Below are 26,824 nucleotides of genomic sequence, written 5' to 3'. Positions count from 1 at the left end.
GCCCGATCATCAAGATCGGGCTGATGTTTACTTCCGCTGTTGAAAAAAGCACCAGTTCTAACCACCCGTCGTGGTCAGATTATCAGTCACTGGCCATGTTGAGCTCTTTGAGTTTACGGGTCAGGGTGTTGCGCCCCCAGCCGAGCAGCTTGGCGGCTTCCTGCTTGTGGCCGTGGGTAAATTCCAGGGCGGTATCGAGCAGAATACGCTCAAACTCCGGCATGGCTTCGCCGAGTAAATTCTGGTTGCCCTGCTGCAATGCCTGACGGGCCCAGTGCTGCAGCGATTGCTGCCAGTGTGGCTCGCTGCCGTCGCCTTTCGGCTGGCTCTCGACCGCGGTCAGTTCGGGCGGCAGATCGGATGGCAGGATTTCGTTGCCGCTGGCCATCACGGTCAGCCAGCGACAGGTATTTTCCAGCTGGCGTACATTGCCCGGCCAGGACAGGCTGGTGAGCAGGGTTTCTGTGTCCGGATGCAGGGATTTGATTTCTACTCCCAGCTCATCGGAGGCCCGCTTTAAGAAGTGGCGGGTCAGCTGGGGAATATCCTGGCGGCGGTCTTTCAGCGCGGGCAGATGCACCCGGATGACATTCAGGCGGTGGAACAGATCTTCCCGGAAATCCCCTTTGGCCACCAGGCGTTCCAGATTCTGGTGAGTGGCCGCGATGATACGGACATCCACATTGATGGGAGAGTGACCGCCAACGCGGTAGAACTGGCCATCAGCCAGGACCCGCAGCAGGCGGGTCTGGATATCCAGTGGCATGTCGCCGATTTCATCCAGAAACAGGGTGCCGCCATTGGCCTGCTCAAAACGGCCCTGGCGGATGTTGTTGGCGCCGGTAAACGCGCCTTTTTCATGGCCAAACAGTTCAGATTCAATCAGATCTTTGGGAATGGCCGCCATGTTGAGGGCGATAAATTCGCTCTCCCGTCTCGGGCTGTGGCGATGCAGCGCCTGAGCCACCAGCTCTTTACCTGTACCGGATTCACCATTGATCAGCACGGAAATCGAGGAACGGGACAGGCGGCCGATGGCGCGAAACACTTCCTGCATCGCCGGTGCTTCGCCGATGATCTCCGGGGCCTGCTTGGTGATTTCTTCCGGCTGCTGCTGACGCTTTTGCTCCTGGCTGTGGGTGACTGCCCGCTCCACCAGGCTCACGGCTTCGTCGATATCAAAGGGCTTGGGCAGGTATTCAAACGCGCCTTCCTGATAAGCGTTCACGGCCGCATCCAGATCCGAGTGTGCCGTCATGATAATCACCGGCAGGGTGGGGTAATCATGATGCAGGTTACGCAGCAGTGTCAGACCATCCGTACCCGGCATCCGGATATCGGACACCAGCACATCCGGCACGCTGCGTTCCAGTGCTTCAACGACGCTGTCGGCATCGGCGAAGGTTTCGCAGCGCAGTCCGGCTGCATTCAGGGTGCGCTCCAGTACCCAGCGTATGGAGCTGTCATCGTCGACAACCCAGATTAGTCCTTTGCTCATCGCATGCCCTCCGTTGTGTCCTTTGTGTGCATGCCGGGCGTGATGGTTGATTAAATGATGTGCCCGGCTGCTTTGTTATTCTGTGGTTTGAATCGGTAGATAAATGGAAAATGTTGTCTGCCCCGGCCAGCTCGACACTTCAATTTTGCCGTGGTGCTGGTCAATTAAATTCTGGGCGATGGACAGGCCGAGCCCGTTCCCGCCTTCGCGGCCTGTGACCATGGGATAAAACAGGGTGTCCTGGATGTCGGCCGGAATGCCGGGCCCGTTGTCTATGATGTCAATCTTGGCCGCAATCCTGTGCCGCTGACCGTGAATCAGTGCCTGGTGCGCGGTGCGTGTTTGCAGCGTGATGACGCCTTCCCCCGGCTGCTGGCTCAGCGCCAGCGCAGCATTACTGACAATGTTTAAGATGGCCTGTTCCAGCTGTTCCGGATCCATGCTGAAATCCGGCAGACTGGGGTCATAATCGCGCTGGATACGCAGCCGTTGTTCCCTGTGATCCAGCGACACCAGCTGGCGCACTTTCTCGAGCACTACATGGATATTGCCGACCGTCCGGATACCGGGCTTTTGCGGCCCTAACAGGCGGTCAACCAGATTTCGCAGCCGGTCGGCCTGTTCGATGATCATCTGGGTGTATTCGGTGTAGCTGGGATCCGGCAGGGCTTTTTCCAGTAACTGTGCGGCGCCGCGCAATCCCCCCAGCGGGTTTTTGATCTCATGGGCCAGCCCGCGGACCAGCTCCTTGGCCGCTTGCTGCTGGGCGTGCTGGCTGATTTCCTGGCTGATACGTCTTTGCTGGTCGATAGGTTTCAGCTCCAGCAGGATCAGCACCTCTTTCTGCCAGCTCACCGGACTGGCATTGATTTCTAAGGTATGGTGACGGCCGTCAACGACTAAGGTGACTTCACCGTCGGTCAGTCCCTGTCCGCTTTGCACGGTTGACTGAATCAGGCCCAGATCAAGCGAGCTGTGCTGGAGCAGATCCGGAAAGCGGCAGCCGATCAATCGTCGCTGACTGCAGGACATCAGTTGCTCCGCTGCCGGGTTGACATAGCGTATCTTGAGCGATTCATCGAGCAGTATCACTGCAGTGACCAGATTACTCAGGATCAATGGCGTAAAAGCAGCAGTCACAGTCTCATCCTTGTGGTTATGGCCAGGGTGCCCGCTTGCGGAGCAAACACCGCTGGTGCGTTGCACTGTTTTGGTGCATTACAGTGTAGCCCGTCTTTTCTCTCTTGTGCAGCACAAAGTGAGTGCGTCCAGCCTTTTCGGCGATTGGTGACGGCAACGGCTTTGAAGCTGACGTCTGGTCATCAGTAAAGACGGTGAATCATCAAGAATAATGCAATAACCTTGCCGTCTTTTCCGGCTCGGTACAGTGATAAGATCTGACGGATAGCCGGGGAAACGGGATGACGGCATGTGGTGAAGCGAGGTGCGCCGAGGTGGGGCTGTCCGTCTGAAATGCAGCTTATCTTTGCCCTGTCTTGGTGAAACAGATAAAGAAAAGGCCTGCATGCGCAGGCCCTTGTCAGTGAATCTCTGGGGTCAGACTTATACTGAGTAGTACAGGTCGAATTCCAGTGGGTGAGTCGCCATGTTGATGCGCTCAACATCTTTCGATTTCAGGGCGATGTAAGAATCGATGAAATCGTCAGAGAATACGCCGCCAGCCGTCAGGAACTCACGGTCTTCATCCAGTGCTTTCAGGGCGATTTCCAGAGACTCTGCCACTTTTGGAATCTCTGCTGCTTCTTCTGCAGGCAGATCGTACAGGTCTTTATCCATTGCTTCGCCCGGGTGGATCTTGTTCTTGATACCGTCAAGACCAGCCATCAGCAAGCAGGCAAATGCCAGGTATGGGTTTGCTGCTGGATCCGGGAAGCGCGCTTCGATACGGCGTGCTTTCGGGCTTGGTACCACTGGGATACGGATAGACGCAGAGCGGTTACGCGCTGAGTAAGCCAGCATCACAGGGGCTTCGAATCCAGGAACCAGACGCTTGTACGAGTTGGTTGATGGGTTCGCAAAGGCGTTGATCGCGCGAGCGTGCTTGATGATACCGCCGATGTAGTACAGAGCCAGCTCAGACAGGCCGCCGTATTTGTCACCTGCAAACAGGTTCTGACCGTCTTTAGCCAGAGACTGGTGCACGTGCATACCAGAACCGTTGTCGCCAACCAGTGGCTTCGGCATGAAAGTGGCAGTTTTGCCAAAAGCATGCGCTACGTTATGAACCACATATTTGTAGATCTGGATTTCATCCGCTTTAGAAGTCAGGGTGTTGAAACGAGTTGCGATTTCGTTCTGACCCGCAGTTGCTACTTCGTGGTGGTGTGCTTCAACAACCAGACCCATTTCTTCCATGATCAGACACATGGCAGAACGGATATCTTGTGATGAGTCAACCGGTGCAACCGGGAAGTAACCGCCTTTGACGCCAGGACGGTGACCTTTGTTACCGCCTTCGACGGTAGAACCTGTGTTCCAGGCCGCTTCGATGTCGTCAATTTTGAAGAAAGAACCGGACATATCGGTAGCAAACTTCACGTCGTCGAACAGGAAGAATTCTGGCTCAGGACCGACCAGCACTGTGTCTGCGATGCCGGTGCTGCGCATGTATTCTTCGGCGCGCTTGGCAATTGAACGTGGGTCACGGTCGTAGCCTTGCATAGTGGCAGGCTCAAGGATGTCACAGCGGATGTTCAGCGTGGCATCTTCAGTAAATGGGTCCAGCACGGCAGTTGATGCGTCAGGCATCATCACCATGTCTGATTCGTTAATTCCTTTCCAGCCAGCGACCGAAGAACCATCGAACATTTTACCGTCTTCGAAGAAGTCTGCGTCAATCTGGTGAGCGGGGATAGAGATGTGTTGCTCTTTACCTTTGGTATCGGTAAAGCGTAGGTCAACAAATTTAACTTCGTTTTCCTGGATCAACGCGAGTACGTTTTCTACTGACATCTTAAGTAACCTCCGGTGTTAGATTTGGGCAACTGGCCGCAAAAAATTTTGGAAAGGAACAGTGATTTGTTCCGATACATAGAAGTTTGCGAAATCCATGCCAACTTTTTAAATCCCCAAAATTGCCATATTTACGCCCTGTTATGGCGCTCAGTGCAAAAAATCATGGGCTCCATTGCACTGATATGGTGATTTCGTGCACCATAATGGTGCGAGTGGGGATTATCTCCCTCTTTGTCACTCCGTTTCACCCGAATGCAAAGACATCGGCTATATTTAGCCCACGCTGGTGAATTGTCAATCGTCTGCGCGGCGGCTTGTGTTCACTTTATTGCACCAAAAAAAGCATGGCGCTGGGCGTTGATTTTAATTGACTGTTTTTATTGGTTTTTTACCTTGTGTTCCTGCGGCTGCTGTCAGTTTCGTTCCGGCGTGATGATATAAATCACATATTTGCTGGGTTTTGACGTAAAATCTGGTAGATTATGAGCCGTTTTTTTAATCAGTGACTGCCTGTTTTCAGGGGGTCGCAACATCTGAGTGAATGCCAAATCCATGTCTAATCCACAGATCGATAAATTACGTAATATCGCAATCATTGCGCACGTAGACCACGGTAAAACCACCCTGGTTGATAAACTGCTGCAGCAATCAGGTACCTTGGACTCCCGTGGCGGCGTTGAAGAACGCGTGATGGACTCCAACGATATCGAGAAAGAGCGTGGCATTACCATCCTGGCGAAAAACACCGCCATCAACTGGAATGATTACCGCATCAATATCGTGGACACCCCAGGGCACGCCGACTTCGGTGGCGAAGTAGAGCGTATTATGTCGATGGTGGATTCTGTTCTGCTGATCGTTGACGCAGTTGACGGCCCGATGCCGCAAACTCGCTTCGTGACCCAGAAAGCGTTCGCTCACGGTTTGAAGCCAATTGTTGTTATCAACAAAATCGACCGTCCGGGCGCGCGTCCTGACTGGGTGATGGATCAGGTATTCGATCTGTTTGACAATCTGGGTGCGTCTGATGACCAGCTGGACTTCCAGGTGGTTTACGCCTCAGCACTGAATGGCTGGGCAACCCGTGAAGAAGGCGAAACCGGCGAAAACATGGAACCGCTGTTCCAGGCCATCGTTGATAACGTAGCGCCACCAGCGGTTGACGTTGACGGCCCGCTGCAAATGCAAATCTCTCAGCTGGACTACAGCTCTTATGTTGGCGTGATCGGTGTTGCCCGTGTCACCCGTGGTTCGGTGAAGCCAAACCAGCAAGTGACCATTATTGGTGCAGACGGTAAAACCCGTAACGGTAAAGTCGGCACTGTCATGGGCTACCTGGGTCTGGAGCGTCACGACATCGAGCGTGCCACTGCCGGTGACATCATCGCCATCACAGGTCTGGGTGAGCTGAAAATCTCTGACACTATTTGTGACCAGAACGCGGTTGAAGCACTGCCAGCCCTGAGCGTGGATGAGCCAACTGTAACCATGACCTTCCAGGTGAACACTTCGCCGTTTGCCGGTAAAGAAGGTAAGTTCGTGACCTCCCGTAACATTCTGGAGCGTCTGCAGAAAGAACTGGTCCACAACGTTGCGCTGCGCGTTGAAGAAACGGAAGACCCGGACAAATTCCGCGTGTCAGGCCGTGGTGAACTGCACCTGTCGATTCTGATCGAAAACATGCGCCGCGAAGGCTTCGAGCTGGCGGTATCTCGTCCTGAAGTAATCATCAAAGAAGAAAACGGCCAGCTGATGGAACCGTTTGAAACGGTGACCATTGACGTGATGGAAGAGCACCAGGGCGGCATCATGGAGAAAATCGGCCTGCGTAAAGGTGAGCTGAAAGACATGGCACCAGACGGTAAAGGCCGGGTGCGTATGGATTTCGTCATGCCTTCTCGTGGTCTGATCGGTTTCCAGACTGAGTTCATGACCCTGACTTCAGGCTCTGGCCTGATTTACCACACGTTCGACCATTACGGTCCGCACAAAGGCGGTGAGATCGGTCAGCGCGTCAACGGTGTACTGATTGCAAACGCCGCAGGTAAAGCGCTGACCAACGCCCTGTTCAACCTGCAGGAGCGTGGTCGTCTGTTTATCGGTCACGGTGTGGAAGTGTACGAAGGTATGGTGATCGGTATTCACAGCCGTGACAATGACCTGACGGTCAACGCCCTGAAAGGCAAGCAGCTGACCAACGTCCGTGCATCAGGCACCGATGATGCGCAGGTGCTGACCACGCCAATTAAATATACCCTGGAGCAGGCACTGGAATTCATCGATGACGATGAGCTGGTGGAAGTGACGCCGGAAAGCATCCGTATCCGTAAGAAACTGCTGACGGAAACGGATCGTAAGCGCGCGAGCCGTGGTGCGAAGTAACAACTGAACTTGTGCACTCTTTGGGTGCACAGTTAAAAATCCCCCGTTCCGGTTCAGCCGGCGGGGGATTTTTTTATTCAGGCCGAAACCAGATTAGCTGCGGCTTAGCTGGGCCACAAAGCGCTCAGACTCACTGATCGCGGCGCGCATATCGCTGATCGCACGCTGGATATCGCGTTCAAGCGAGCGGAACTCGCCCTGCAGCGAGCCAATCGCTGCCGCATTGAGGTTGTGTTTCAGGTACAGGCTGTTATCCCGCAGCGTATCCAGCACAGGTGCCATTTTGCCTTCTGCTCTGTGCATGGCAGCAATCATCTTGCTGTAAGAGGCGCGGGTGGCTTTGAGTTTGGCTTCGCTGTCGCGGCGCAGGGCCGCGCTGGAATACAGGCTCAGTTCTTCCTGCCATTCATCGAACAGGGCCTCTGAGACATTTTCAATCGCCGCGATGCGGTCGCTGACCTTTTCGGCGGCATCGGCACTGGCTTCATACTGCGCGTTCACCCGGTGATAGGTCTCTTCCAGCGTGCCCCCCTCAAAGCGGGTGAGTGACTGTAAAGCGGCCAGCGCTGAGGTAAACTGTTCCTGGGCGTCTTTTTGCGCCTCAGTGGCGTCTTCGACACGGTCGACCATAATATCGCGTTTATGAACACCGACGGATTCCATGGCAGAATAGTAGGCGCTCTGGCAACCCGACAGCAGTGTCAGGCTCAGGATCAGGGCAAAAGCATATGGCATAAAAGCTCCTGGCTGGCGCTCGGGCTGGTTGTTATTCCCATCCGGACGCACTATGTTGTTGATATACCCCAATATCCATGACACGGCTGTTCAGAACCAGAATGCGGCATCTTTGAAAGGGCTGAAGTGAACTCTGTCGCGAGTCGGGTCGTTTGGTCGTTAAACGATAAACAACAAAGATTAATTCAATATGGCTGATATGAAAATAACGTCCGGGCCGGGTTTGCGCCAGACGGTCACAGAACTCTGGCAATTTGCGCAGTATTTGTACCGCCGCATTGATCATGACCGTCTGACGGTGACGGCCGGCTCTATGGCCTATGTGACACTGCTGTCGCTGGTGCCGATGATCACTGTAGTGCTGTCAGCGCTGTCGAGTTTCCCTGTGTTTGCCTCGCTGGGCGAGCAGCTGCAGGCTTTTGTGTTTGAAAATTTTGTGCCGACAGCCGGGGATGTGGTGCAGAGCTATCTCAATCAGTTTGTTGCAAATGCCGGCAAAATGACGGCTGTGGGGATCGGGGCCTTGTTTGTGGTTGCCATCTTGCTGATCTCCACCATCGATAAATCACTGAATTACATTTTCCGGGTGCGTCAGCACCGCCGCGTGGTGATCTCGTTTTCAATTTACTGGATGGTGCTGACACTGGGGCCGATTCTGGTCGGCTCCAGCCTGGCGATCAGCTCTTACCTGGCGTCACTGAATGTTCTGGGCAGCGAAACCGTGAACGGTTTTGTACAGCAGCTGTTGCGCGGCCTGCCTGTGCTGATGTCGACCCTGGCCTTTCTGGGCCTGTACATGCTGGTACCTAACACCAAAGTCCGGTTGCGTAATGCACTGATTGGTGCTCTGATTGCCAGTGCCTTGTTTGAGCTGAGCAAGAAAGCTTTTGCACTCTATATTACCAATTTTCCGTCTTACCAGCTGATCTACGGCGCACTGGCTGTGGTGCCGATTTTGTTTGTGTGGGTGTACCTGTGTTGGTGTATTGTGTTGCTGGGCGCAGAAATCACCGCCAGCTTGTGTGAAGAACAGCATTGGCGCCAGCGGGGGGAAACACCGCACGGCTCAAGTGAGGATGAAAAACAGCCTTTGGCTTCCGTGGACGGCGATCATCAAAAGGTAAAGGCGGCCCGGACTGATCACACAGCAGAACAACAAAAAACCGCGAAGACGTACAAGGATACAAAATGATTGCGCTGATACAACGCGTGAGTGAAGCCAGTGTTACCGTTGATGGCAAAGTGACCGGCGCCATTGGCAAAGGGTTACTGGTTTTACTCGGGGTCGAAAAAGGTGACGATGAAGCCAAAGCCCGCCGGTTGCGCGATAAAGTGCTGGGCTACCGGGTGTTTGAAGATGATGCCGGTAAAATGAATCTCAATGTGCAGCAGGCGGGGGGCAGTGTGCTGGTGGTTTCGCAGTTCACGCTGGCTGCCGATACCAACAGCGGGATGCGCCCGAGCTTTTCAACCGGGGCAAGTCCGGCGGACGCCGAGCGCTTGTACGACTATTTTGTGGCGGCTTGCCAGGAAAGCACGGTCCGCACCGAAACGGGTATCTTTGCCGCTGATATGAAAGTGGCGCTTCTTAATGATGGTCCTGTCACTTTCTGGCTGCAGTGCTAGCCTTCATCCTAGAGCTGTGACCAAGATCGTTTGCTGAAAACCGTGGCCGTTTGCGCAGCAAAGCACCCACAGGTGGAGCGTACGAGCGCCCAAATGGAATTGAATGACTGGAGAAGGACGCGATGTTTCGATTGATCACCCCGCAAACAGAGGCGGAACTGGCCCGCTATTTTGACTTTCGCTGGCGGATGTTGCGCCAGCCCTGGCATATGCCGGTGGGGTCTGAGCGCGATGCCTATGACGCCCTGAGCAGCCATCGGATGATCGTGGATGATGACGGTCAGCCAGTGGCGATTGGTCGCTTGTATATGACGCCGGAAAATGACGGCCAAATCCGGTATATGGCGGTTGATCCCAATTACCGCAATAAAGGGATGGGCGGTCTGCTGCTGATGGCGCTGGAATCACTGGCCCGACAGGAAGGGGCCAAGCGGCTGGTCTGTAATGCCCGCGAAGAAGCGATTCGCTTTTATCAGATCAACGGCTTTGCCAATCAGGGTGAACTGAGCGAGGAACGCGGCCCGGTTCGTCATCAGCAGATGCTGAAATACCTGGATCCGTTAACAGAAGTGGTGCGACATCCGGACTGGTGTCAGGAACTGCAGGATGTCTGGCAGTCCCATATTCCGATCAGTGAAAAAATGGGCGTCAAAATCAGTCAGTACACCGGGTATCGGTTTGAAGTCAGCGCGGTACTGAATGCGAATCTCAACCCGAGGGCGACCATGTTTGCCGGCAGTATTTTTACCATGGCGACGCTGGCCGGCTGGGGATTTCTCTGGATGCTGCTGAAAGAGCGCCAGCTAGAGGCCGATATCATGCTGGTTGACAGTCATATTCGTTATTCTGCCCCGGTCAAATCACGTCCTCGTGCTGTTGCTGGCGTGGAAACCCTTACCGGCGATCTGGATCGGATCGCCAATGGCCGTAAAGGGCGCATGGTGGTGGAAGTGCAGGTGTTCAGCGATGAATCCCATGCGGCGACCTTCACCGGAACCTATATGCTGTTTCGCTCGCAGGGCAGTAAGGCCGTGTCCTGCTGATGCTTGTGCCAGCGTTTGGTGAGCTGCTGGCAGCCATCGCTTGCCTTGAGCTCGATGTCACGTCCGGATGGGGTCGCCAGATCCCACTCTCCCTTCAGTTCCGCCTTTAGCTGCTGGCCCTGCAGGGTCAGCGGTTGCATGGTGATGCGTCCCCGATCTGCCTGCAGCTTGAGCGGACTCAGCGTGACTGGCAACTTGGCTGGGGGCTGACCTGTGCTGAGTGGCGTCACGGCCAGTGTTGTCTCATTCTGCCACCCCTGCAGCAGTGAGGCTTCGCTTTGGGTCAGGGACTGCTGGCGGAAGGCTGCATTAAGTTGGCCATCCAAACTGTAAGCCAGGCCGCGGTGAAATTGCCCCAGGCCACTTGCCTGGGCGCTGATATCCATTTTTCCCTGCAGCGGGAGCGGCAGTCCCAGCCAGTGACTCAGCATCTGCGACGGCAGGCTGTCGCCGGTCAGAGACAGTGCCCAGGGCCAGCCCGCTTCGCTGAGCCGGATATCGGCGCTGCCTTCTAACAGACCTTCTTCAATCGGCAGGTTGAGCCGCGTGATTTGCCAGTGCCCGGCCTGGCTGCTCATGGTCAGCAGCGGATCGTGCAGGGTGATTTGACGGATATGGGTGAAACCGGCACCGGCATTGAGTTCACCTTGCCACAGCCCGGGTTGTCCCTGTCGCAGCAGGACCAGCCCGGTGCCGTCCAGATTGATATCACTGATCTGAAAAGGCAGCGGCGCATAGGTGCCGGTCAGCTGACTGTAGCCGACAGAGAGCTGATCCACGGTCAGGGTAGCCAGCTGGCGCCACCACTGATCGACGTGAGCCTGCAACGGTGTTTGCGGGGCGCTGTCGTGCATCAGCCAGGCCTGGATGGCTTCTGGCATCACCCAGCGAATCCCTTTGAGTTCCAGCTGATGCAGCAACATGGCTTCAGGCGTCAGGGTGGCCTCAGCGCGGAGGTAGCCTTCAAGCATCCGGGCCGAAAAGCCGTTCAGGCTGATCTGCTCAGGGCTGAAGTGCAGCTCAGTCAGGGGGGAGTCCAGCAGCAGGTCATGCCAGCGTAGCGTATCGGCTCCCAGCGACAAACGGGCATCCTGTTGTTGCCACAGCGTGCCGGGCCAGTGCCAATTTTCAAGCGCCAGATTGGCATGATTCGCGCTGTATTCTTCATGCTCCAGGCTGCTGTCGAGGATATCCAGGCGGCGTAAATCGACGCTCAGCCCGGACTCGCGGGCCTGTGCGCTCAGCTCTGATAAAGGTTGGATCGGGAAATCTTTGTCGATCTTCAGGCCATTGGCGGTGAGCTGGTGGATGACCAAAGTCTGCTGTTCGGTCTGATATTCCGCCTGGCCGTGGAATCTGGCACCTTGCCAGTTCAATGATAAGCCGTACAGAGTCCAGGCCTGGGCCTTGTGTTCTCCGTCCAGGAGTACCTGCTGCAGTGTCTGATTGTGCCAGATGATCTGCTCGGCCGACAGGCGAAAGTCTCCGCTGAAGTCTCCCCAGCTTTGGGGGCTGTTTTGCCAGTTATCGAGTTCGAGGCGGGCGTTGGCCAGCTGCAACCCGGGGACAGACAGGGTCAGTTTGGTCACAGCCAGACGGCGTGCACTGAGCTGGCCGCTTTCCAGTTCAATCGTCGGTAACTGCTCGAGATTGACGCCTTGGATCAGCAGGCTGTTAAAATGCCAGCCCCGCTGGTAGAAAGTCGCCGGGGACAGCCAGAGATCAATCTGCTCCGCCCTCAGTGCAGGGGCATCTGCTCGCTGCCAGTCAGGCTGGATCAGCCGTACATGCAGCGGATCGCTGTGCAGTGAATATTGCACGCCGGCCACCACAATCCCTTCATAGCCGGCGCCTTTTAAGAGTGTGTTCACCAGCGCGGCGCTGTGGCGGGTATGCAGCAGGATGACAATGATAGTCGTCGCCATCAGCAGCAAAATCATCAGGGTAGCCAGTATTTTAGCGAAGAAACGCATGCCGAACTCCATATCAGCCGCCCAACCATGTTTAGGCCGCTGCCGGGCAATCGGGCGGTGATGAAAGTCTTGAGAAAAAGGCATGGTCAGGCCGGTGTAAAAAGAGTGAAGGAAATACGGTTACTTGGCAAGGAATGCGGCTGAATTTTGTTGCTGATTTAGCGTTTCATGAAAGAAGTCGTGCGGGTGTGCGCTTGCTTCAGAGACAAAAAAGCCCTGCAGCGCAGGGCTTTGATCTTTCAGGGTGTCGATTAGTCCAGTTGTGGACCAGCAGCGACCAGCGCCGCGCCTTGTTCGTTGTCTGTGTACTTCTCGAAGTTGTTGATGAAGAGTTTGGCCAGATCGTTGGCTTTCGCTTCCCATGCCGCTTCGCTGTCATAAGTATCGCGCGGATCCAAAATCGCAGGATTTACACCCGGCAATGCCGTCGGTACTGTCAGATTGAAAATCGGCACTTGCTTGGTCTCAGCGTTTTCAATCGAACCGTCGAGAATAGCATCAATAATGGCACGGGTATCCTGGATAGAGATACGCTTGCCTGTGCCGTTCCAGCCTGTGTTGACCAGATAGGCCTCAGCGCCTGCCGCTTCCATGCGTTTGACCAGCACTTCCGCATATTTGGTCGGGTGCAGACTCAGGAAAGCATTGCCAAAACAGGCCGAGAAGGTCGGTGTTGGCTCTGTGATGCCACGCTCAGTGCCGGCCAGCTTCGCGGTAAAGCCGGACAAAAAGTGGTACTTGGTCTGCTCAGGCGTCAGTTTGGAGACAGGCGGCAGGACACCGAAGGCGTCGGCTGACAGGAAAATCACCTTGTTGGCATGGCCACCGCGGGAGACCGGCTTCACAATGTTATCAATGTGGTACAGCGGGTAGGATACCCGGGTGTTTTCGGTTTTAGAGCCATCGTCAAAATCGATGGTGCCGTCAGGACGAACGGTCACGTTTTCCAGCAGGGCGTCACGACGGATTGCATTGTAGATATCCGGTTCGGCTTCTTTCGACAGCTTGATGGTTTTGGCATAACAGCCACCTTCGAAGTTGAAGACACCGTTGTCGTCCCAGCCGTGCTCGTCGTCGCCAATCAGTTTGCGTTTTGGATCGGTCGACAGCGTGGTTTTACCAGTGCCGGACAGGCCAAAGAACACAGCGACATCACCGTTTTCACCCTGATTCGCCGAGCAGTGCATCGAGGCGATGTCCTGCAGCGGCAGGAAGTAGTTCATCATGGAGAACATGCCTTTCTTCATCTCGCCGCCGTACCAGGTACCGCCGATCAACTGCATGCGTTCAGTCAGGTTGAACACGGTGAAGTTTTCTGAGTGCATGCCATGCTGCTGCCACTGGTCGTTGGTGCACTTCGCACCATTCATCACCACAAAGTCGGGTTCAAACGTGGCCAGCTCTTCGTCACTCGGGCGGATGAACATGTTCTTCACAAAGTGTGCCTGCCAGGCCACTTCCGTGATGACGCGGATACACAAGCGGGTATCCGGGTTCGCACCGCAGTAACCGTCGACCACGAACAGGCGTTTGCCGGAGAGCTGATTGGCGACCAGCGCTTTCAGATCGCTCCAGACTTCAGGGCTGAGCGGCTTGTTGTCATTGCTGCCCTGATCTGACCACCACAGGGTATCGCGTGTGGTGTCGTCTTTGACGATGTACTTATCTTTCGGAGAACGACCGGTAAAGATGCCTGTGTCCACAGAGACAGCGCCCAGCTCCGTCACTACGCCTTTTTCATAACCTTCCAGACCAGGTCTGGTTTCTTCTTCAAAAAGCACTTCGTAGGAAGGATTACGAAGAACTTCTTTTACGTGATGGATACCATACTGAGACAAATTCAGCTGTTGGTGGACCTTTTCATCTTCGGCGTGCATGACTGTCATTCGCGACTCCTTGGGGGGTAAGAGGTAGTTAGGCTGTCTTTTTTTACCCTGCGTACAGGGAGGTAACTTTTTTAGTAACCACTTACAAAATAGGGTTACTTTCTAGTGTTTTTATCTGTACCTAGCCTAATTTTACCCTGTCTGGAAAGGTTTATGCCAGTGTAAGTGATTAATATTCCTTGCCAATTAAGCGCGAATAAGCTGTGCCTGCGTTTCAGAAAACAGCATAAAAGTGTGGGGAAGTTAAAAAAAAAGCCAGCATGTAGCTGGCTTATGTAATTTACTTTCAGTCTTAATAATGGCTGAAAATTAATGAAGCTGCGAATCGTCGGCTTCAGAGCCGCTTTCGAACAGGCTGGTGATATCAAAACTGTCGAAATCGTAGCTGGTACCACAGTAGTCACAATGCAGAGAGACTTTGCCTTCTTCATGTAAAATACGTTCGACTTCATGACGATCCAGCAGTTTAATCGCACCGGCGCTGCGCTCGCGGGAGCAGCCGCAGTGGAAAATCACTGGTTGCGGATCGAAGAGTTTCACTTTTTCCTGATGGTACAGTCGGTACAGGACGTCCTGAGCAGGCAGGCTGAACAGTTCTTCATTCTTCACTGTCTCTGTCAGCTGCTCCAGGTGCTCAAAATCACTGGCATCGCCTTTACCATCTGGCAGGATCTGCAGCAGCATGCCTGCGGCTTTCGCCTGGCCGTCGGCCTCACCGGTGCGCAGCCAGATCCGGGTCGCTAATTGCTCCGAATTGGCAAAGTAGCTCTCCAGACATGCAGCTAACGTGTCGCCTTCCAGGCCGACTACACCCTGATAGCGTTCACCCTGATTTGGCGTGATGGTAATGATCATATGGCCTTTGCCCATCAGATCGTGAATGTTGCCCTCTGCAGCCAGATCACCATCCCAACGTGCGACACCGCGCATCTGTTGGTTGTGATCGCCATTAATGACAGCCAGTTTCACAGGACCGTCACCTTGCAACTGTACCGTGATCGAGCCTTCGAATTTCAGCGTAGCTGTCAGCAGGCTGGTTGCAACCAGCAATTCGCCCAGGAGTGTTTGCAAAGGCGCAGGGTAGTCCTTGCTGGCAATAATGTGCTGATAGGTATCGGTGAGCTGTACGAGTTCACCACGAACAGACACATCGTCAAACAGGTAACGGTAAAGATTATCGCTGGTCATGATTTGGTTTTCTCCGGCACTCACTGTCAGTGATTGCTTTTAAACTTAAGTATATCGCGTCGCTGCTTTTTATCCGGGCGCTTGTCCGGGTGCGGATTGTGCGAATTGAGTTTACGCAGCTGCGCCTGTTGCTCGCGTTGAGTCAGGCTGGCGGCAGTTTCCTGATAAAGGGTCTGGGCCTCTGGTGCGCCACGACGGGTACCAGAGACTTTGAGGACAGTGACTGTTTTTTCCTCATTCCCTTGCCGAAGTTTGATTTCGGCTCCCAGCTCGACAAGTTTACTGGGTTTGGAGCGCTGGCCGTTGTAGTGCACTTTTCCGCCGTCGATCATGTTGCGGGCGATCGAGCGGGTTTTGTAAAAGCGGGCAGCCCACAACCATTTGTCCAAACGCACTTCTGTTGTCTCGGATTCGGAGGGTTGCCGACTCATAAAATAGGCTCCTTACCCAAACGGGCGCTAAAAATATCACAATGGGCATGCTGCGTCAGCTGCATGGGGTGTTTACCTGCCGGACTGTTTTGGTTCTGGCATTTTGCTTATCGGAGCAAGCCGGAGATAAGCTGTTGCACAGACTGAGTAACACCCAGAAAAGTCAGGGAAAATACCCTGGATTTGGGCTTGGTTTGACACCCTGTATTCAGCGCAAGTGGTTTTGCCGGAATGCAATGTGAGTCTCAGGCCTTGTTTTATTGCACAAAAAGTCAGCACAACAGGTACACAGTAGCTATTAAATGGTGATGCCGGATCGCAAATTCAACAATGAATGGGAATTTCCTCACACGAAATAACACACGGCTAAATGAGTAGTATTTTTTCAGTGAGTGGGTTTGCTATATTAACCTGTCATGCAACAGGATGAGCGTCGGGATTACAGTAAGCGAAAATCCGCTTGAAATAACTGGAACTCAATCCGGACTTTTCTTGTCATATTATTGATTACAAAGCGTCATGAGGCAGAAAACAGCAAATGGATGTAGCTAGGGTAACAATGCACTGGCGTCAGGCAGTGACGGGAAAACGTATGCCCTCAATGCAGTCTCTGACCCGAATCGTGACTTGGTGTCTGGTGGTTGTTCTGGCCTGGATGCTGGGGCGTCTTGTGTGGTCGGCATTGCAGCCGGTGGAAGCGCCACCGGCCTGGCAGGCACCCAGTATTCAATCTGGCGGGGCGAATCAGCAGGGGCTGCAAGTGTCAGAACTGCTGACTTTGGAGTTGTTTGGCCGCTATCAGGCGGATGCCCCGAAGGTCATTCCCCAGCAGCCAGTGAAACAGGACGCGCCTGAGACCAAACTGAATCTGACCCTGGTTGGGGTGGTCGCGAGTAATAATCCGCAAACCAGTCTGGCGGTGATCACCAACCGGGGGAAGCAGAACACCTATGGTTTGAATGAAGCCATTGACGGCACACGCGCGACATTGCAGGGCGTGTTTGTCGATCGGGTGATTATCCGTAATAACGGACGTGATGAGACCCTGATGCTGGATGGGCTGAAGTTTGGCCAGAACGGAACTCAGAGTTCAACGCCTTCGACTGCGCCGGTTGCCCGACAGGCACCTGAGCCGACCGTGCAACCCGAGCCTGCCGAGGCTGAGGGTGCCGGTGACGATCTGGCACAGATCAAACAAGAGATCATGGAGAAACCGCAAAACCTCTTTTCATACATTCGTTTATCCCAGGTAAAGCAGGATGATGAGCTGATAGGTTACCGGGTGAATCCGGGTAAAAACCGTGTGCTTTTTGATGCCGTGGGGCTGCAGCCGGAAGATCTGGCTGTGAGTCTGAACGGCAATGATTTGAAAGACCCGGCCGTGATGGCACGGTTGTGGACTGAGCTGTCCTCTGCCACTGAGCTGACATTAACCGTCGAGCGGGATGGGCAGTTACATGACATATTGATAGAGCTGCAATAGCAGCATGAATACATTGCGTCTGTACGCAGGAGTTTTTTGTGAAAAAATGGATGGGTAAGGGCACCCTGTGGCTGGCGGCCAGCTTGTTGTCGACGTCTCTGATGGCAAGTGAGTTCAGTGCCAGTTTCAAAGGAACTGATATTCAAGAGTTTATCAACATAGTTGGACGCAATCTGCAAAAGACAATTATTGTTGATCCCTCGGTCAGAGGACAGGTCAATGTGCGCAGCTATGATCTGCTGAACGACGAGCAGTACTACCAGTTTTTCCTCAATGTGCTGGAAGTCTACGGGTTTGCGGTTGTCGAGATGGAAAACGGCGTCCTGAAAGTGATTCGTGACAAAGACGCGAAAATTTCCTCGATCCCTGTCGTGGACAGTAAAAGCCAGGCCCAGGGGGATGAAGTGGTGACCCGGGTGGTGGCGGTCCGCAATGTTTCCGTCAGAGAGCTGTCTCCTTTATTACGTCAGCTGAATGATAACGCAGGCGCGGGGAACGTGGTGCACTATGATCCGGCCAACATCATCATGATTACCGGTCGTGCTGCTGTGGTGAACCGCCTGGCGGATATCATTGAGCGGGTTGACCGCGCCGGTGATAAAGAAATCGACGTGGTCGAGCTCAACAATGCTTCTGCCGCTGAGATGGTGCGGATTGTCGATGCCCTGAATAAGTCAGCCGATGCCAAGTCGACGCCTGAATTTCTGCAGCCGAAATTAGTCGCGGATGAGCGCACCAACTCTGTGCTGCTGTCCGGCGATCCGAAAGTGCGTGAACGCCTGAAACGCCTGATCCGCCAGTTGGATAAAGAAATGGCCAGTTCAGGTAATAACCGTGTTGTTTATCTCAAATATGCCAATGCCGAAGAGCTGGTTGATGTCCTCAAAGGGGTATCCGATAACCTGCAGGCCGAAAAGCAGGGCAATGGTCAGGCCGCGGCTGTCGCAAAGAGCAACGATGTGATGATAGCCGCGCATGCCGACACCAATGCCCTGATCCTGACGGCGCCGCCGGATATCATGCGCGCGCTGGAAAACATTATTGCCCAGTTGGATATCCGCCGCGCTCAGGTGCTGATTGAAGCCATGATCGTGGAACTGTCTGAAGGGGCCGGTATTAACTTTGGTATCCAGTACGGTTCGAAAGAAAACGGGATCGTGCAGTTTAATAACTCCAATGTACCGGTCGGACAGTATCTGATTGGTCTGGAAGAAGCAAAAGATACCACCCGGACCGAGCAGCGTTTTGACAACAATAACAACCTGGTTGATGTGGAAGTCACCGAAAGCGGCGATTTCTCGACACTGGGCCAGGTACTCTCTGGTGCCAATGGCGCGGTACTGGGCTTGATCATGGGTGACTGGACCATGCTGGTCAATGCGGTGGCCACAGACCGTGAATCGAATATCCTGTCTTCGCCCAGCATTACCGTGATGGACAATGGCGAAGCCTCCTTTATTGTCGGTGAGGAAGTGCCGGTCGTCACCGGCTCAACGGCAAGTTCCAATAACGACAACCCCTTCCAGACCGTGGAACGTAAAGAAGTGGGTATCAAGCTCAAAGTGACCCCGCAAATTAACGAAGGGGATTCTGTCCAGCTCAAGATTGAACAGGAAGTGTCGAACGTACTGGGCGCCAATGGCGCGGTTGACGTGCGTTTCTCCAAGCGACAGCTTACGACCTCAGTGCTGATCCAGGACGGCCAGATGATTGCTCTGGGTGGTCTGATCCAGGATGAGACTAACGAAAATGAATCCAAGATCCCGATTCTTGGCGATATTCCTATCCTGGGCCACCTTTTTAAATCCAACAATACCAGCAAGGGCAGAACCAATCTGATGGTCTTTATCAAGCCGACCATTATTCGGGATGGCGTCACGGCCGATGGGATTACCCAGCGTAAGTACAACTATATCCGGGCAGAGCAGCTGTATAAGGCTGATGAAGGCCTGCGTTTGATGCCGGAGACTAAAACCCCGGTATTGCCGAGATATGGCGAAGATATTTCTCTGCCCCCTGAAGTACGGGCATTTGTCTCCCGTCTGGAGGAGAAGTGATGGACACGCTGCGCCCGGCGGATCTGGTGCAGTTCCGTTTGCCGTTTTCTTTCGCCAAGCGCCATAAAGTGGTGCTTGAGACGGGTGAACACGGCAGGGTGCTCTACCATGAAGGTCCGTTAAAAGCTGTGGTGCTGGCGGAAGTGCGCCGGGTGTCCGGCCGCAGTTTCCGCGTGGAAGCGCTGGAGCCTCATGCCTTTGAACAAAGACTGACGGATGCCTATCAGCGTGATTCGTCGGAAGCGCGTCAGCTGATGGAAGATCTGGGTTCTGACAGCGATGACTTTTTCTCGCTAGCCGAAGAATTACCGCAAACCGAAGATCTGCTGGAATCGGAAGATGACGCGCCCATCATCAAGCTGATCAACGCCATGCTGGCCGAAGCGATCAAGGAAGGGGCTTCGGATATCCATATCGAAACCTTCGAGAAGACTTTATCGATTCGCTTTCGCGTCGATGGCGTGCTGCGTGAGGTGCTGACGCCGAGCCGTAAGCTGGCGCCGCTGCTGGTCTCGCGGATTAAAGTCATGGCCCGGCTGGATATTGCCGAGAAACGTGTGCCTCAGGATGGCCGGATTTCTCTGCGTATCGGCGGCCGGGCGGTGGACGTGCGGGTGTCGACCATGCCGTCCTCGCACGGCGAGCGTGTCGTCTTGCGTCTGCTGGATAAAAATGCAACCCGGCTGGATTTACACAGCCTGGGTATGACGCCCCGTATTCATGAAAGCTTCCAGTATCTGATTGCTCGTCCGCACGGCATCATACTGGTGACCGGTCCGACCGGTTCGGGTAAATCGACCACCTTATATGCCGGCCTGCAGGAGCTGAACAGCCATGAGCGCAATATCCTGACGGTTGAAGATCCGATTGAATTTGATATCGATGGGATCGGTCAGACACAGGTGAATACCAAAGTCGACATGACCTTTGCCCGGGGGCTGCGGGCGATTCTGCGTCAGGACCCGGATGTGGTGATGGTCGGTGAGATCCGCGATCTGGAAACCGCCTCCATTGCGGTGCAGGCCTCTCTGACTGGTCATATGGTGATGTCGACCCTGCATACTAACACTGCGATTGGTGCGGTGACGCGTTTGCGTGATATGGGCATCGAGCCTTTCCTGGTGTCTTCTTCTTTGCTGGGGGTACTGGCGCAACGTCTGGTTCGGACGCTGTGCCTGCATTGCCGCGATCCCTATCAGGCCGACAGTGAACAGAAAAAGCTGTTTGATGTGCCTGAATATGAGTCATTGACCCTCTACCATGCGGTGGGTTGTGAGCATTGTAATCACAAAGGCTATCGTGGCCGGACCGGGATTCACGAACTGCTGCTGGTGGACGAACAGGTACAGGAGTTGATCCATGCTGATGCCGGTGAGCAGGCGATAGAGAAAGTGATCCGTCAGCACACCCCGAGTATCCGCGATGATGGTCTGGCCAAAGTCCGCCAGGGGATCACCACGCTTGAAGAAGTGATGCGAGTGACCAGGGAGGGCTGATGGCAGCATTTGAATATAAGGCGCTGGATACCAAAGGACGTCAGAAAAAAGGCGTCATGGAGGCCGACACCGCCCGCCAGATCCGCCAGCAACTGCGTGAGCAGGGATTGATCCCGGTTGAAGTCAGCCAGAGCCATGAGCGTGAAAAGCGCAAGGCCGGCGGGCGGATTGCGTTTCGCCGCGGGATCAGCACCAACGAGTTGTCCCTGCTGACCCGTCAGCTGGCCACCTTGGTGCAGGCGGGTATGCCGTTAGAAGAATGCCTGCGCGCGGTGGCAGAGCAGAGTGAAAAAGTCCGCCTGAAAAACATGATGCTGGCGGTGCGCTCAAGAGTGGTCGAAGGCTATACGCTGGCAGACAGCATGGCAGAATTTCCGCATATCTTTGATCAGCTGTTTCGGGCCATGGTCTCGGCCGGGGAAAAATCCGGCCATCTGGATACTGTGCTCAACCGTCTGGCCGACTACACCGAAAACCGCCAGAAAATGCGCAGTAAGCTGCAGCAGGCGCTGATTTACCCGACCATGCTGACGCTGGTCGCCGTGTCTGTGGTGGCCTTTTTGCTGGCCACTGTGGTGCCGAAAATTGTCGATCAATTTGTCCACATGGGGCAGGAATTGCCGCAGATCACCCAGGTATTGCTGGCCGCCAGTAATTTTGTCCAGCACTGGGGACTGGCCGTCGTGCTGGCCATCTTACTGTTGATTACGGGGATCCGGATGGCGTTGCGCCGTCCGGATTTGCGGCTGCGCTGGGACAGGCGGATGATGGGGGTTCCCGTGATTGGCAAAGTGGCGCGTGGCCTGAACACATCCCGCTTTGCCCGCACGCTGTCAATTTGTACCTCCAGTGCCATCCCTTTGCTGGATGGTATGAAGGTCGCCTCTCAGGTCATGACCAATACCTGGGTGAATCAGGAAATTCTGGAGGCGGCCGATAAGGTCAGGGAAGGCGCCAGTCTTCGCGTCTCACTGGAACAGACGAAGCTCTTTCCACCCATGATGCTCCATATGATCGCCAGTGGTGAGCGCAGTGGCGAGCTGGAGCAGATGCTGACCCGGGCGGCCGATAATCAGGACAGAGATTTCGAATCTCTGGTCAATATGGCACTGGGGGTGTTTGAACCCCTGTTGATTGTAGTTATGGCGGGGGTGGTGATGTTTATTGTCATCGCGACCCTGATGCCAATCATTGCCCTGAATAACATGGTGGGCATGTAGTTTTCCCTTTTGGAGGTGTTTCAATGCAACGTCAACAACGCGGTTTTACCCTACTGGAAGTCATGGTGGTTATCGTGATTCTGGGCGTACTGGCCAGTCTGGTCGTCCCGAACTTGCTGGGTAATAAAGAAAAAGCCGATCAGCAGAAAGTCGTGACCGATATTGGTGCGCTGGAGCAGGCATTGGATATGTATAAGCTAGATAACAGTGTTTATCCAACCACAGATCAAGGCCTGGATGCACTGGTGACTGCGCCTTCGTCAAGTCCTGAGCCCCGTAATTATCGTAATGGTGGTTATATCAAGCGTCTGCCGAAAGACCCTTGGGGTAATGACTATAACTACGTGATGCCTGGCGAGCATGGCCCGGTGGATGTCTTCAGCCTGGGTGCTGACGGCCAGGAAGGCGGTGAAGAGGTCAATACCGATATCGGGAACTGGAATATGCTGGATTACCGTTAATTCAGCCGATGAAACGTGCCGAAGCCGGATTTACGCTGATTGAACTGATGCTGGTGCTGGTGCTGTTAGCCACCAGCGCTGTTGCTGTTGTGATGACGCTGCCAGCGCCTAAAAATGAGGTGCTGAAAGAAGAATCTCAGCGATTTTATTATCTGGTGCAGCTGCTGGGTGAAGATGCCATGCTCAATGGCCGTGATTACGGTGTCCGGATTAACCGGCAGGGCTACCAGTTTTTTGAGCTGGACCCGAAAGGCTGGCAGCCCCTCAAGGATTCACGGTACTTCAGCGAGGTGACGCTGCCCGATACGCTCGGCATGGAAGTCAAAGTGGGCAGTAACGCCTGGCAGGACGAGGATCGATTGTTCGAACCCGGTTCGCTGTTTGACGAGGATCTGTTTGCCAGCGAAGAAGATAACAAAGCCAAACCTCCGCAGATTATCGTCATGTCCAGTGGCGAGTATACGCCTTTTTCGGTGTCGTTCGATGCCAGTGGCGAAGGTGATGTCTGGACCGTTGAGGCTGATGAAGTCGGCCAGCTTCACCTGCTGGAACCGGGAGAAACGCGTGAGGATTCCGGCCAATGAGATCACGGCGGAAACTACCTTCTCAAACGGGCTTCACGTTACTGGAAGTGCTGGTGGCCATGGCCATTTTCGCGACAGCCGCGCTGGGGGTGATGAGAGCTGTTGGTCAGCACATCAACGCCATGGGCTATCTGGAGCAGAAAACCTTTGCCACTATGGTGGCGGATAATGAGCTGGCCCGTATCCGCATTGCCGGTGAGCGGCTGACTGCTGAGAAAAAAGGCAAATCTGAGCTCGCCGGGCGGGAGTGGTATTGGTCAATCAAAAGTACTGCCACAGCCGATGGCTACCTCAGGGCGCTGGATATCGTTGTTGCGACCGATGAAGCATTGAAAGACAGGGTCGCGACCTTAAGGACTTACATTGAGAACTGAACAACGTCAGCCATTATCACGACATGCGGGATTTACACTGCTTGAAGTGCTGGTGGCGATTGCCGTGTTTGCGATGTTCAGCCTGTCGGCCTACCAGGTCATGAATGGGGTGCAGCGAAGCGATGAACAGTCGCGGGAGCATAACCAGCGGTTACAGGAAATTCAGCGGGCCATCCTGATGCTGGACAACGATTTCCGTCAGATTATCGGGCGTCAGGTCAGGCAGCAGGGCAATAACGAGAGTGGCCCGTTGTTGCAGAGTGGCGAATACCTGCTCGACTCTGCCAGCGACGGCATTATTTTCACCCGAGATGGCTGGCAGAACCCGCAGCAAATGTTTCCACGTAGTGAAATCCTGCGGGTGGGCTACCGCATTATTGATGAAAAACTGGAACGGGTGTGGTTTCGCTATCCCGACACTGTGGTGGGGACTGAGCCTCTGGTACGTCAGGTGTTGGAGGGGGTGACTGCTTTGTCATTCAGCTACTACGGTGCGCAAGGCTGGCAGGAAGCCTGGTCAGATAACACGCGATTGCCCAAGGGCATTGCGGTTACCCTGACACTGGAAGATCTGGGCAAGATAGAGCGTGTGTATATGCTGCCGGAAGCGGTGTTACCCAACACAGAAAAGCAGGATGAGGACACCACCTCATGAGACAGTCCCGCGCCAGACAGAAAGGGGTTGCCCTGATTGTCGCCCTGCTGCTGTTAGCCATGATGACCTTGCTGGCGGTTCAGATGACAGATCGGCTGCAGCTGAATTTCTACCGGGTTGAGAATCAGGTGTTTAACCAACAGGCCTATTGGTACAGCCAGGGGATGGAGCAACTGGCCAAAGTGGCGATAGAGCAGAGCCTGGCGGACAGTGACACGGTGAACTTAAGCCAGGTCTGGGCAACCGAAGGCCAGAGCTATCCGCTGGATAATGGCGAAGTGCAGGGAAATATCTACGATCTGCAGGCGTGCTATAACCTGAATGCCTTGTCGGGCCAGGCCCCTGAGCAGGATCGCAGTCAGAAGCCGTTCCGGGTCCGTTTTCTGCAGGCTCTGTTAGAAGAAGCGGGCGCGGAAAGCTATGAAGCGGAAGTGGCGGCGGATTCGGTGTGGGAATACGTCGATCCCGACGAAGCGGTGTACAGTGCCTACGGTGCAGGCGACAGCAGTTATGAAGGTTTTTCGCCGGCCTACCTGCCGCCGAGAAACCTGATGGCCGATGTGACCGAATTTCGTGCGGTGAATGGCGTGAGTGCCACCATGTACCAGCAGGCTCGTCCATTGCTCTGTGCGTTGCCGTCGACCGATCTGCTGATCAATGTTAATACGATCCAGCCTGCACAGGCCGCGTTGCTGGTCGGCGTGTTTAGCCCGGAACTGAGTCTGGAAGATGCCCGTCAGCTGATTGAGAACCGCCCTTATGACGGCTGGCAGGATGTGGATGCCTTTTTGGCAGAAGGGGCCATAAATCGGTTGACTGAAGCGGCGCGCAAGCAGGCGAAATCTTACCTGGCCGTAAAAAGTGATTTTTTTGAGCTCGATGCTGAAGTGACAGTGGATCGTGCGCGATTGCGAATATTAGCCCTGCTCAAACGAGACGGGGAGAACAAGGTGACTGTGGTACGTCGCCGTTATGGAGGAATGAGTGAGCGAGTTTCTGACGATAAGGCTGAGTAGCCGTCCTGACGGGCCGGTACACTGGCTGGTCTGGTCGCCACAGCAACAGGAAGTGATTGCCTCGGGTGAGCTGGCTGACAGTGGTCAGCTGAGCGATCTGGCGGCATACGGGGAAAACAGGCCTGTGTATCTGCTGGTACCAGGCAGCGATGTGTTGTTGAGCCAGGTATCGATTCCATCCGGGTCCGGGCGTCAACTGGCACAGGTACTGCCGTATCTGCTGGAAGAAGAGCTGGCTCAGGATGTTGATGACCTGCATATTCATTTGCTGAAGCGGGAAGCCGATAAGGCGGATGTTGCTGTTGTCGGACATCAGCGGATGCAGCACTGGTTGTCGTTATGTGACGAAGCCGGGCTGGCCGTCCGAAAAATCATTCCAGACTGCTTGTGTTTACCGGCCTTTGACAATAGCTACAGTGCCGCCGAAATTGATGGTCAATGGCTATTGCGCCAGTCGGCAACCCAGGGCATTTGCGCTGACGCTGAATGGCTGGCGAGCTGGATGCTGGCACAGCAGGTGCCATTAATCAGTCAGGTGATGGAAGAGGAATCCCCTGAAGCGCAAAGCGCCGATGCGCAAACGGCTGCTGAGACCTTGACGGATGACGCGGAAGACTCGGTCAGCCAGCACCGAATTCGTCATTTTACCCCAGCGCCATCCGGGATGCCGGGACACTGGCAGGCTGAAGCGCCTGAGCTGGTCATGGCTTTGTTGGCAAAAGGGGCTGATGCCACCAAAGTCAATTTACTGTCCGGCCCCTATAAACTGCAGCCGACCTGGCACAAGGCGCTCAAGCCCTGGCGAAAAGTGGGCATTGCCGCCGTGCTGGTACTGGGCGTGCTGGTGGCTGAATATGTGGTGCGTGTGCAGGGCATGGAAAATCAGGCGCTGGCCTATAAAACTGAGAGTGAGCGTATCTTTCGTCAGGTACTGCCGCAATTTAACAATATACCCACCAGCAGTTACCTGAAACGCCAGATGAATCAGGAACTGTCCCGTCTGGGCGGTGCGGAATCGGGACAGGGGATCTTGCCCTGGCTGATTGAGCTGCGTCCGGCATTAACGAAAGTACCGCAAATCTCAGTACAGAATCTGAAATACGATCACAACCGGCATGAACTGAGACTCCAGGCGGTGGCCGGGGAATTCCAGCATTTTGAACAGCTCAGGGTCTTGCTGGTAGAAGGGTTTGAAGTGGAACAGGGCCAGCTGAACCGTGATGGCCAACAGGTCAGTGGTGCACTGGTGCTGAGGAGACGTTCGTGAATCAGTGGTTTAAAACATTAAGCGCGCGAGAGCAACGTCTGGTCATCGGTGGCGCCATCGCCTTGGTGATTGCGGTGCTGTACTGGGGGATCTGGCAGCCGATGGCACAGAGAGCGGCATCGGCCGAACAAAACCTGCAGACTGAGCGTCAGCTATTGAGCTGGGTCAGCGAGAAGGCTGACGATATTACCACTTTGCGGGCGAAAACCGGTGCCACCGGCAGTGTCAGCCCGCAGGGGCTGAATCAGGTCGTCAATGAAACCACGCGCCGCTTTCGGATTGAACTGATCCGAATGCAGCCCCGTGAAGACGCCGTTCAGGTGTGGGTACAGCCTTTGCCGTTTAATACGTTAGTGAACTGGCTGGCTTTTTTGCGTGAGGAACACGGTATTGAAGCACAGTTTCTGGATGTATCGAAAACGAATCAGGCGGGGCTGGTCGAAGTGAACCGTTTACAGCTGGGACGAGGCTAA

General features: G+C 54.5%; 23 protein-coding genes. 15 read left to right on the top strand and 8 right to left on the bottom strand.

Annotated elements, in window-relative coordinates:
• Positions 1-82: 82 nt before the first annotated feature.
• From glnG to glnA, 3 genes are all read right to left on the bottom strand, one after another.
• On the bottom strand, positions 83-1,498 hold the full coding sequence (gene glnG / locus LN341_RS14970; RefSeq protein WP_046221860.1) for a nitrogen regulation protein NR(I): 1,416 nt from the start codon (positions 1,496-1,498) through the stop codon (positions 83-85).
• Positions 1,499-1,573: 75 nt separating this feature from the next.
• Entirely contained in the window at positions 1,574-2,638 is a 1,065-nt protein-coding gene (glnL, locus tag LN341_RS14965) for a nitrogen regulation protein NR(II) (protein ID WP_046221861.1), read from the bottom strand.
• A 423-nt stretch (positions 2,639-3,061) separates the two neighbouring features.
• A complete protein-coding gene (glnA, locus tag LN341_RS14960) occupies positions 3,062-4,471 on the bottom strand; it encodes a glutamate--ammonia ligase (protein ID WP_046221862.1) in 1,410 nt (469 codons plus the stop codon).
• Positions 4,472-5,026: 555 nt separating this feature from the next.
• Here glnA and typA point away from each other — a divergent pair.
• Complete coding sequence (typA, locus tag LN341_RS14955) at positions 5,027-6,856, top strand: translational GTPase TypA (protein ID WP_234203713.1); 1,830 nt, start codon at positions 5,027-5,029, stop codon at positions 6,854-6,856.
• Positions 6,857-6,949: 93 nt separating this feature from the next.
• Here the strand turns inward: typA and LN341_RS14950 are convergent, their stop codons facing one another.
• Positions 6,950-7,591, bottom strand: coding sequence for a DUF2959 domain-containing protein (locus LN341_RS14950; RefSeq protein WP_234203712.1), 642 nt, complete (start codon positions 7,589-7,591; stop codon positions 6,950-6,952).
• Positions 7,592-7,790: 199 nt separating this feature from the next.
• Between LN341_RS14950 and LN341_RS14945 the strand changes: the two genes are divergently transcribed.
• From LN341_RS14945 to LN341_RS14935, 3 genes are all read left to right on the top strand, one after another.
• Complete coding sequence (locus LN341_RS14945) at positions 7,791-8,783, top strand: virulence factor BrkB family protein (protein ID WP_082095843.1); 993 nt, start codon at positions 7,791-7,793, stop codon at positions 8,781-8,783.
• A complete protein-coding gene (gene dtd, locus LN341_RS14940) occupies positions 8,780-9,217 on the top strand; it encodes a D-aminoacyl-tRNA deacylase (protein ID WP_234203711.1) in 438 nt (145 codons plus the stop codon). The genes LN341_RS14945 and dtd overlap by 4 nt, the downstream gene beginning before the upstream one ends.
• Before the next feature lie 122 nt (positions 9,218-9,339).
• Positions 9,340-10,260: a bifunctional GNAT family N-acetyltransferase/hotdog fold thioesterase gene (locus LN341_RS14935; protein WP_234203710.1), complete on the top strand. Its 921-nt coding sequence runs from the start codon at positions 9,340-9,342 to the stop codon at positions 10,258-10,260.
• Here the strand turns inward: LN341_RS14935 and LN341_RS14930 are convergent.
• The 4 genes from LN341_RS14930 to hslR all read right to left on the bottom strand — a co-directional run bounded on the left by LN341_RS14930 (position 10,215) and on the right by hslR (position 15,738).
• Positions 10,215-12,317, bottom strand: a complete 2,103-nt coding sequence (locus tag LN341_RS14930) for an AsmA family protein (protein ID WP_234203709.1) — start codon at positions 12,315-12,317, stop codon at positions 10,215-10,217. The genes LN341_RS14935 and LN341_RS14930 overlap by 46 nt on opposite strands.
• Before the next feature lie 167 nt (positions 12,318-12,484).
• On the bottom strand, positions 12,485-14,119 hold the full coding sequence (pckA, locus tag LN341_RS14925; protein WP_046221867.1) for a phosphoenolpyruvate carboxykinase (ATP): 1,635 nt from the start codon (positions 14,117-14,119) through the stop codon (positions 12,485-12,487).
• 309 nt (positions 14,120-14,428) lie between these two features.
• Positions 14,429-15,307, bottom strand: coding sequence for an Hsp33 family molecular chaperone HslO (gene hslO, locus LN341_RS14920; protein ID WP_046221894.1), 879 nt, complete (start codon positions 15,305-15,307; stop codon positions 14,429-14,431).
• A 26-nt stretch (positions 15,308-15,333) separates the two neighbouring features.
• The gene (hslR, locus tag LN341_RS14915; protein WP_046221868.1) at positions 15,334-15,738 is read right to left on the bottom strand and encodes a ribosome-associated heat shock protein Hsp15; all 405 of its coding nucleotides are present in this window, start codon (positions 15,736-15,738) and stop codon (positions 15,334-15,336) included.
• Between the two features lie 592 nt (positions 15,739-16,330).
• Here hslR and gspC point away from each other — a divergent pair.
• The 11 genes from gspC to LN341_RS14860 are packed head-to-tail and all read left to right on the top strand — an operon-like array spanning position 16,331 to position 26,824.
• Positions 16,331-17,221, top strand: coding sequence for a type II secretion system protein GspC (gene gspC, locus LN341_RS14910; protein WP_234203708.1), 891 nt, complete (start codon positions 16,331-16,333; stop codon positions 17,219-17,221).
• Positions 17,222-17,259: 38 nt separating this feature from the next.
• On the top strand, positions 17,260-19,278 hold the full coding sequence (gene gspD, locus LN341_RS14905; RefSeq protein ID WP_046221870.1) for a type II secretion system secretin GspD: 2,019 nt from the start codon (positions 17,260-17,262) through the stop codon (positions 19,276-19,278).
• Entirely contained in the window at positions 19,278-20,774 is a 1,497-nt protein-coding gene (gspE, locus tag LN341_RS14900; protein ID WP_234203707.1) for a type II secretion system ATPase GspE, read from the top strand. The genes gspD and gspE overlap by 1 nt, the downstream gene beginning before the upstream one ends.
• A complete protein-coding gene (gene gspF, locus LN341_RS14895) occupies positions 20,774-21,994 on the top strand; it encodes a type II secretion system inner membrane protein GspF (protein WP_046221872.1) in 1,221 nt (406 codons plus the stop codon). The genes gspE and gspF overlap by 1 nt, the downstream gene beginning before the upstream one ends.
• Before the next feature lie 23 nt (positions 21,995-22,017).
• Positions 22,018-22,455 carry a type II secretion system major pseudopilin GspG gene (gene gspG, locus LN341_RS14890; RefSeq protein WP_027251528.1) on the top strand — a complete coding sequence of 146 codons (438 nt, stop codon included), beginning with the start codon at positions 22,018-22,020 and terminating at the stop codon, positions 22,453-22,455.
• An 8-nt stretch (positions 22,456-22,463) separates the two neighbouring features.
• Positions 22,464-23,039, top strand: a complete 576-nt coding sequence (gspH, locus tag LN341_RS14885) for a type II secretion system minor pseudopilin GspH (RefSeq protein WP_234203706.1) — start codon at positions 22,464-22,466, stop codon at positions 23,037-23,039.
• A complete protein-coding gene (gspI, locus tag LN341_RS14880; protein WP_234203705.1) occupies positions 23,036-23,413 on the top strand; it encodes a type II secretion system minor pseudopilin GspI in 378 nt (125 codons plus the stop codon). Before gspH ends, gspI begins: the two co-directional genes overlap by 4 nt.
• Positions 23,403-24,068 (top strand): type II secretion system minor pseudopilin GspJ, encoded by a 666-nt coding sequence (gene gspJ / locus LN341_RS14875; protein WP_046221875.1) that lies wholly within the window; start codon positions 23,403-23,405, stop codon positions 24,066-24,068. The genes gspI and gspJ overlap by 11 nt, the downstream gene beginning before the upstream one ends.
• A complete protein-coding gene (gspK, locus tag LN341_RS14870; RefSeq protein ID WP_234203704.1) occupies positions 24,065-25,084 on the top strand; it encodes a type II secretion system minor pseudopilin GspK in 1,020 nt (339 codons plus the stop codon). The genes gspJ and gspK overlap by 4 nt, the downstream gene beginning before the upstream one ends.
• On the top strand, positions 25,053-26,351 hold the full coding sequence (gspL, locus tag LN341_RS14865) for a type II secretion system protein GspL (RefSeq protein WP_234203703.1): 1,299 nt from the start codon (positions 25,053-25,055) through the stop codon (positions 26,349-26,351). The genes gspK and gspL overlap by 32 nt, the downstream gene beginning before the upstream one ends.
• Positions 26,348-26,824, top strand: coding sequence for a type II secretion system protein M (locus LN341_RS14860; RefSeq protein ID WP_234203702.1), 477 nt, complete (start codon positions 26,348-26,350; stop codon positions 26,822-26,824). Before gspL ends, LN341_RS14860 begins: the two co-directional genes overlap by 4 nt.

Source organism: Photobacterium sp. TLY01 (assembly GCF_021432065.1).
Lineage (GTDB): Bacteria > Pseudomonadota > Gammaproteobacteria > Enterobacterales > Vibrionaceae > Photobacterium > Photobacterium halotolerans_A.
The sequence above is the reverse complement of the archived record's forward strand: the minus strand, read 5'-3'. Positions and strand labels throughout refer to the sequence as shown.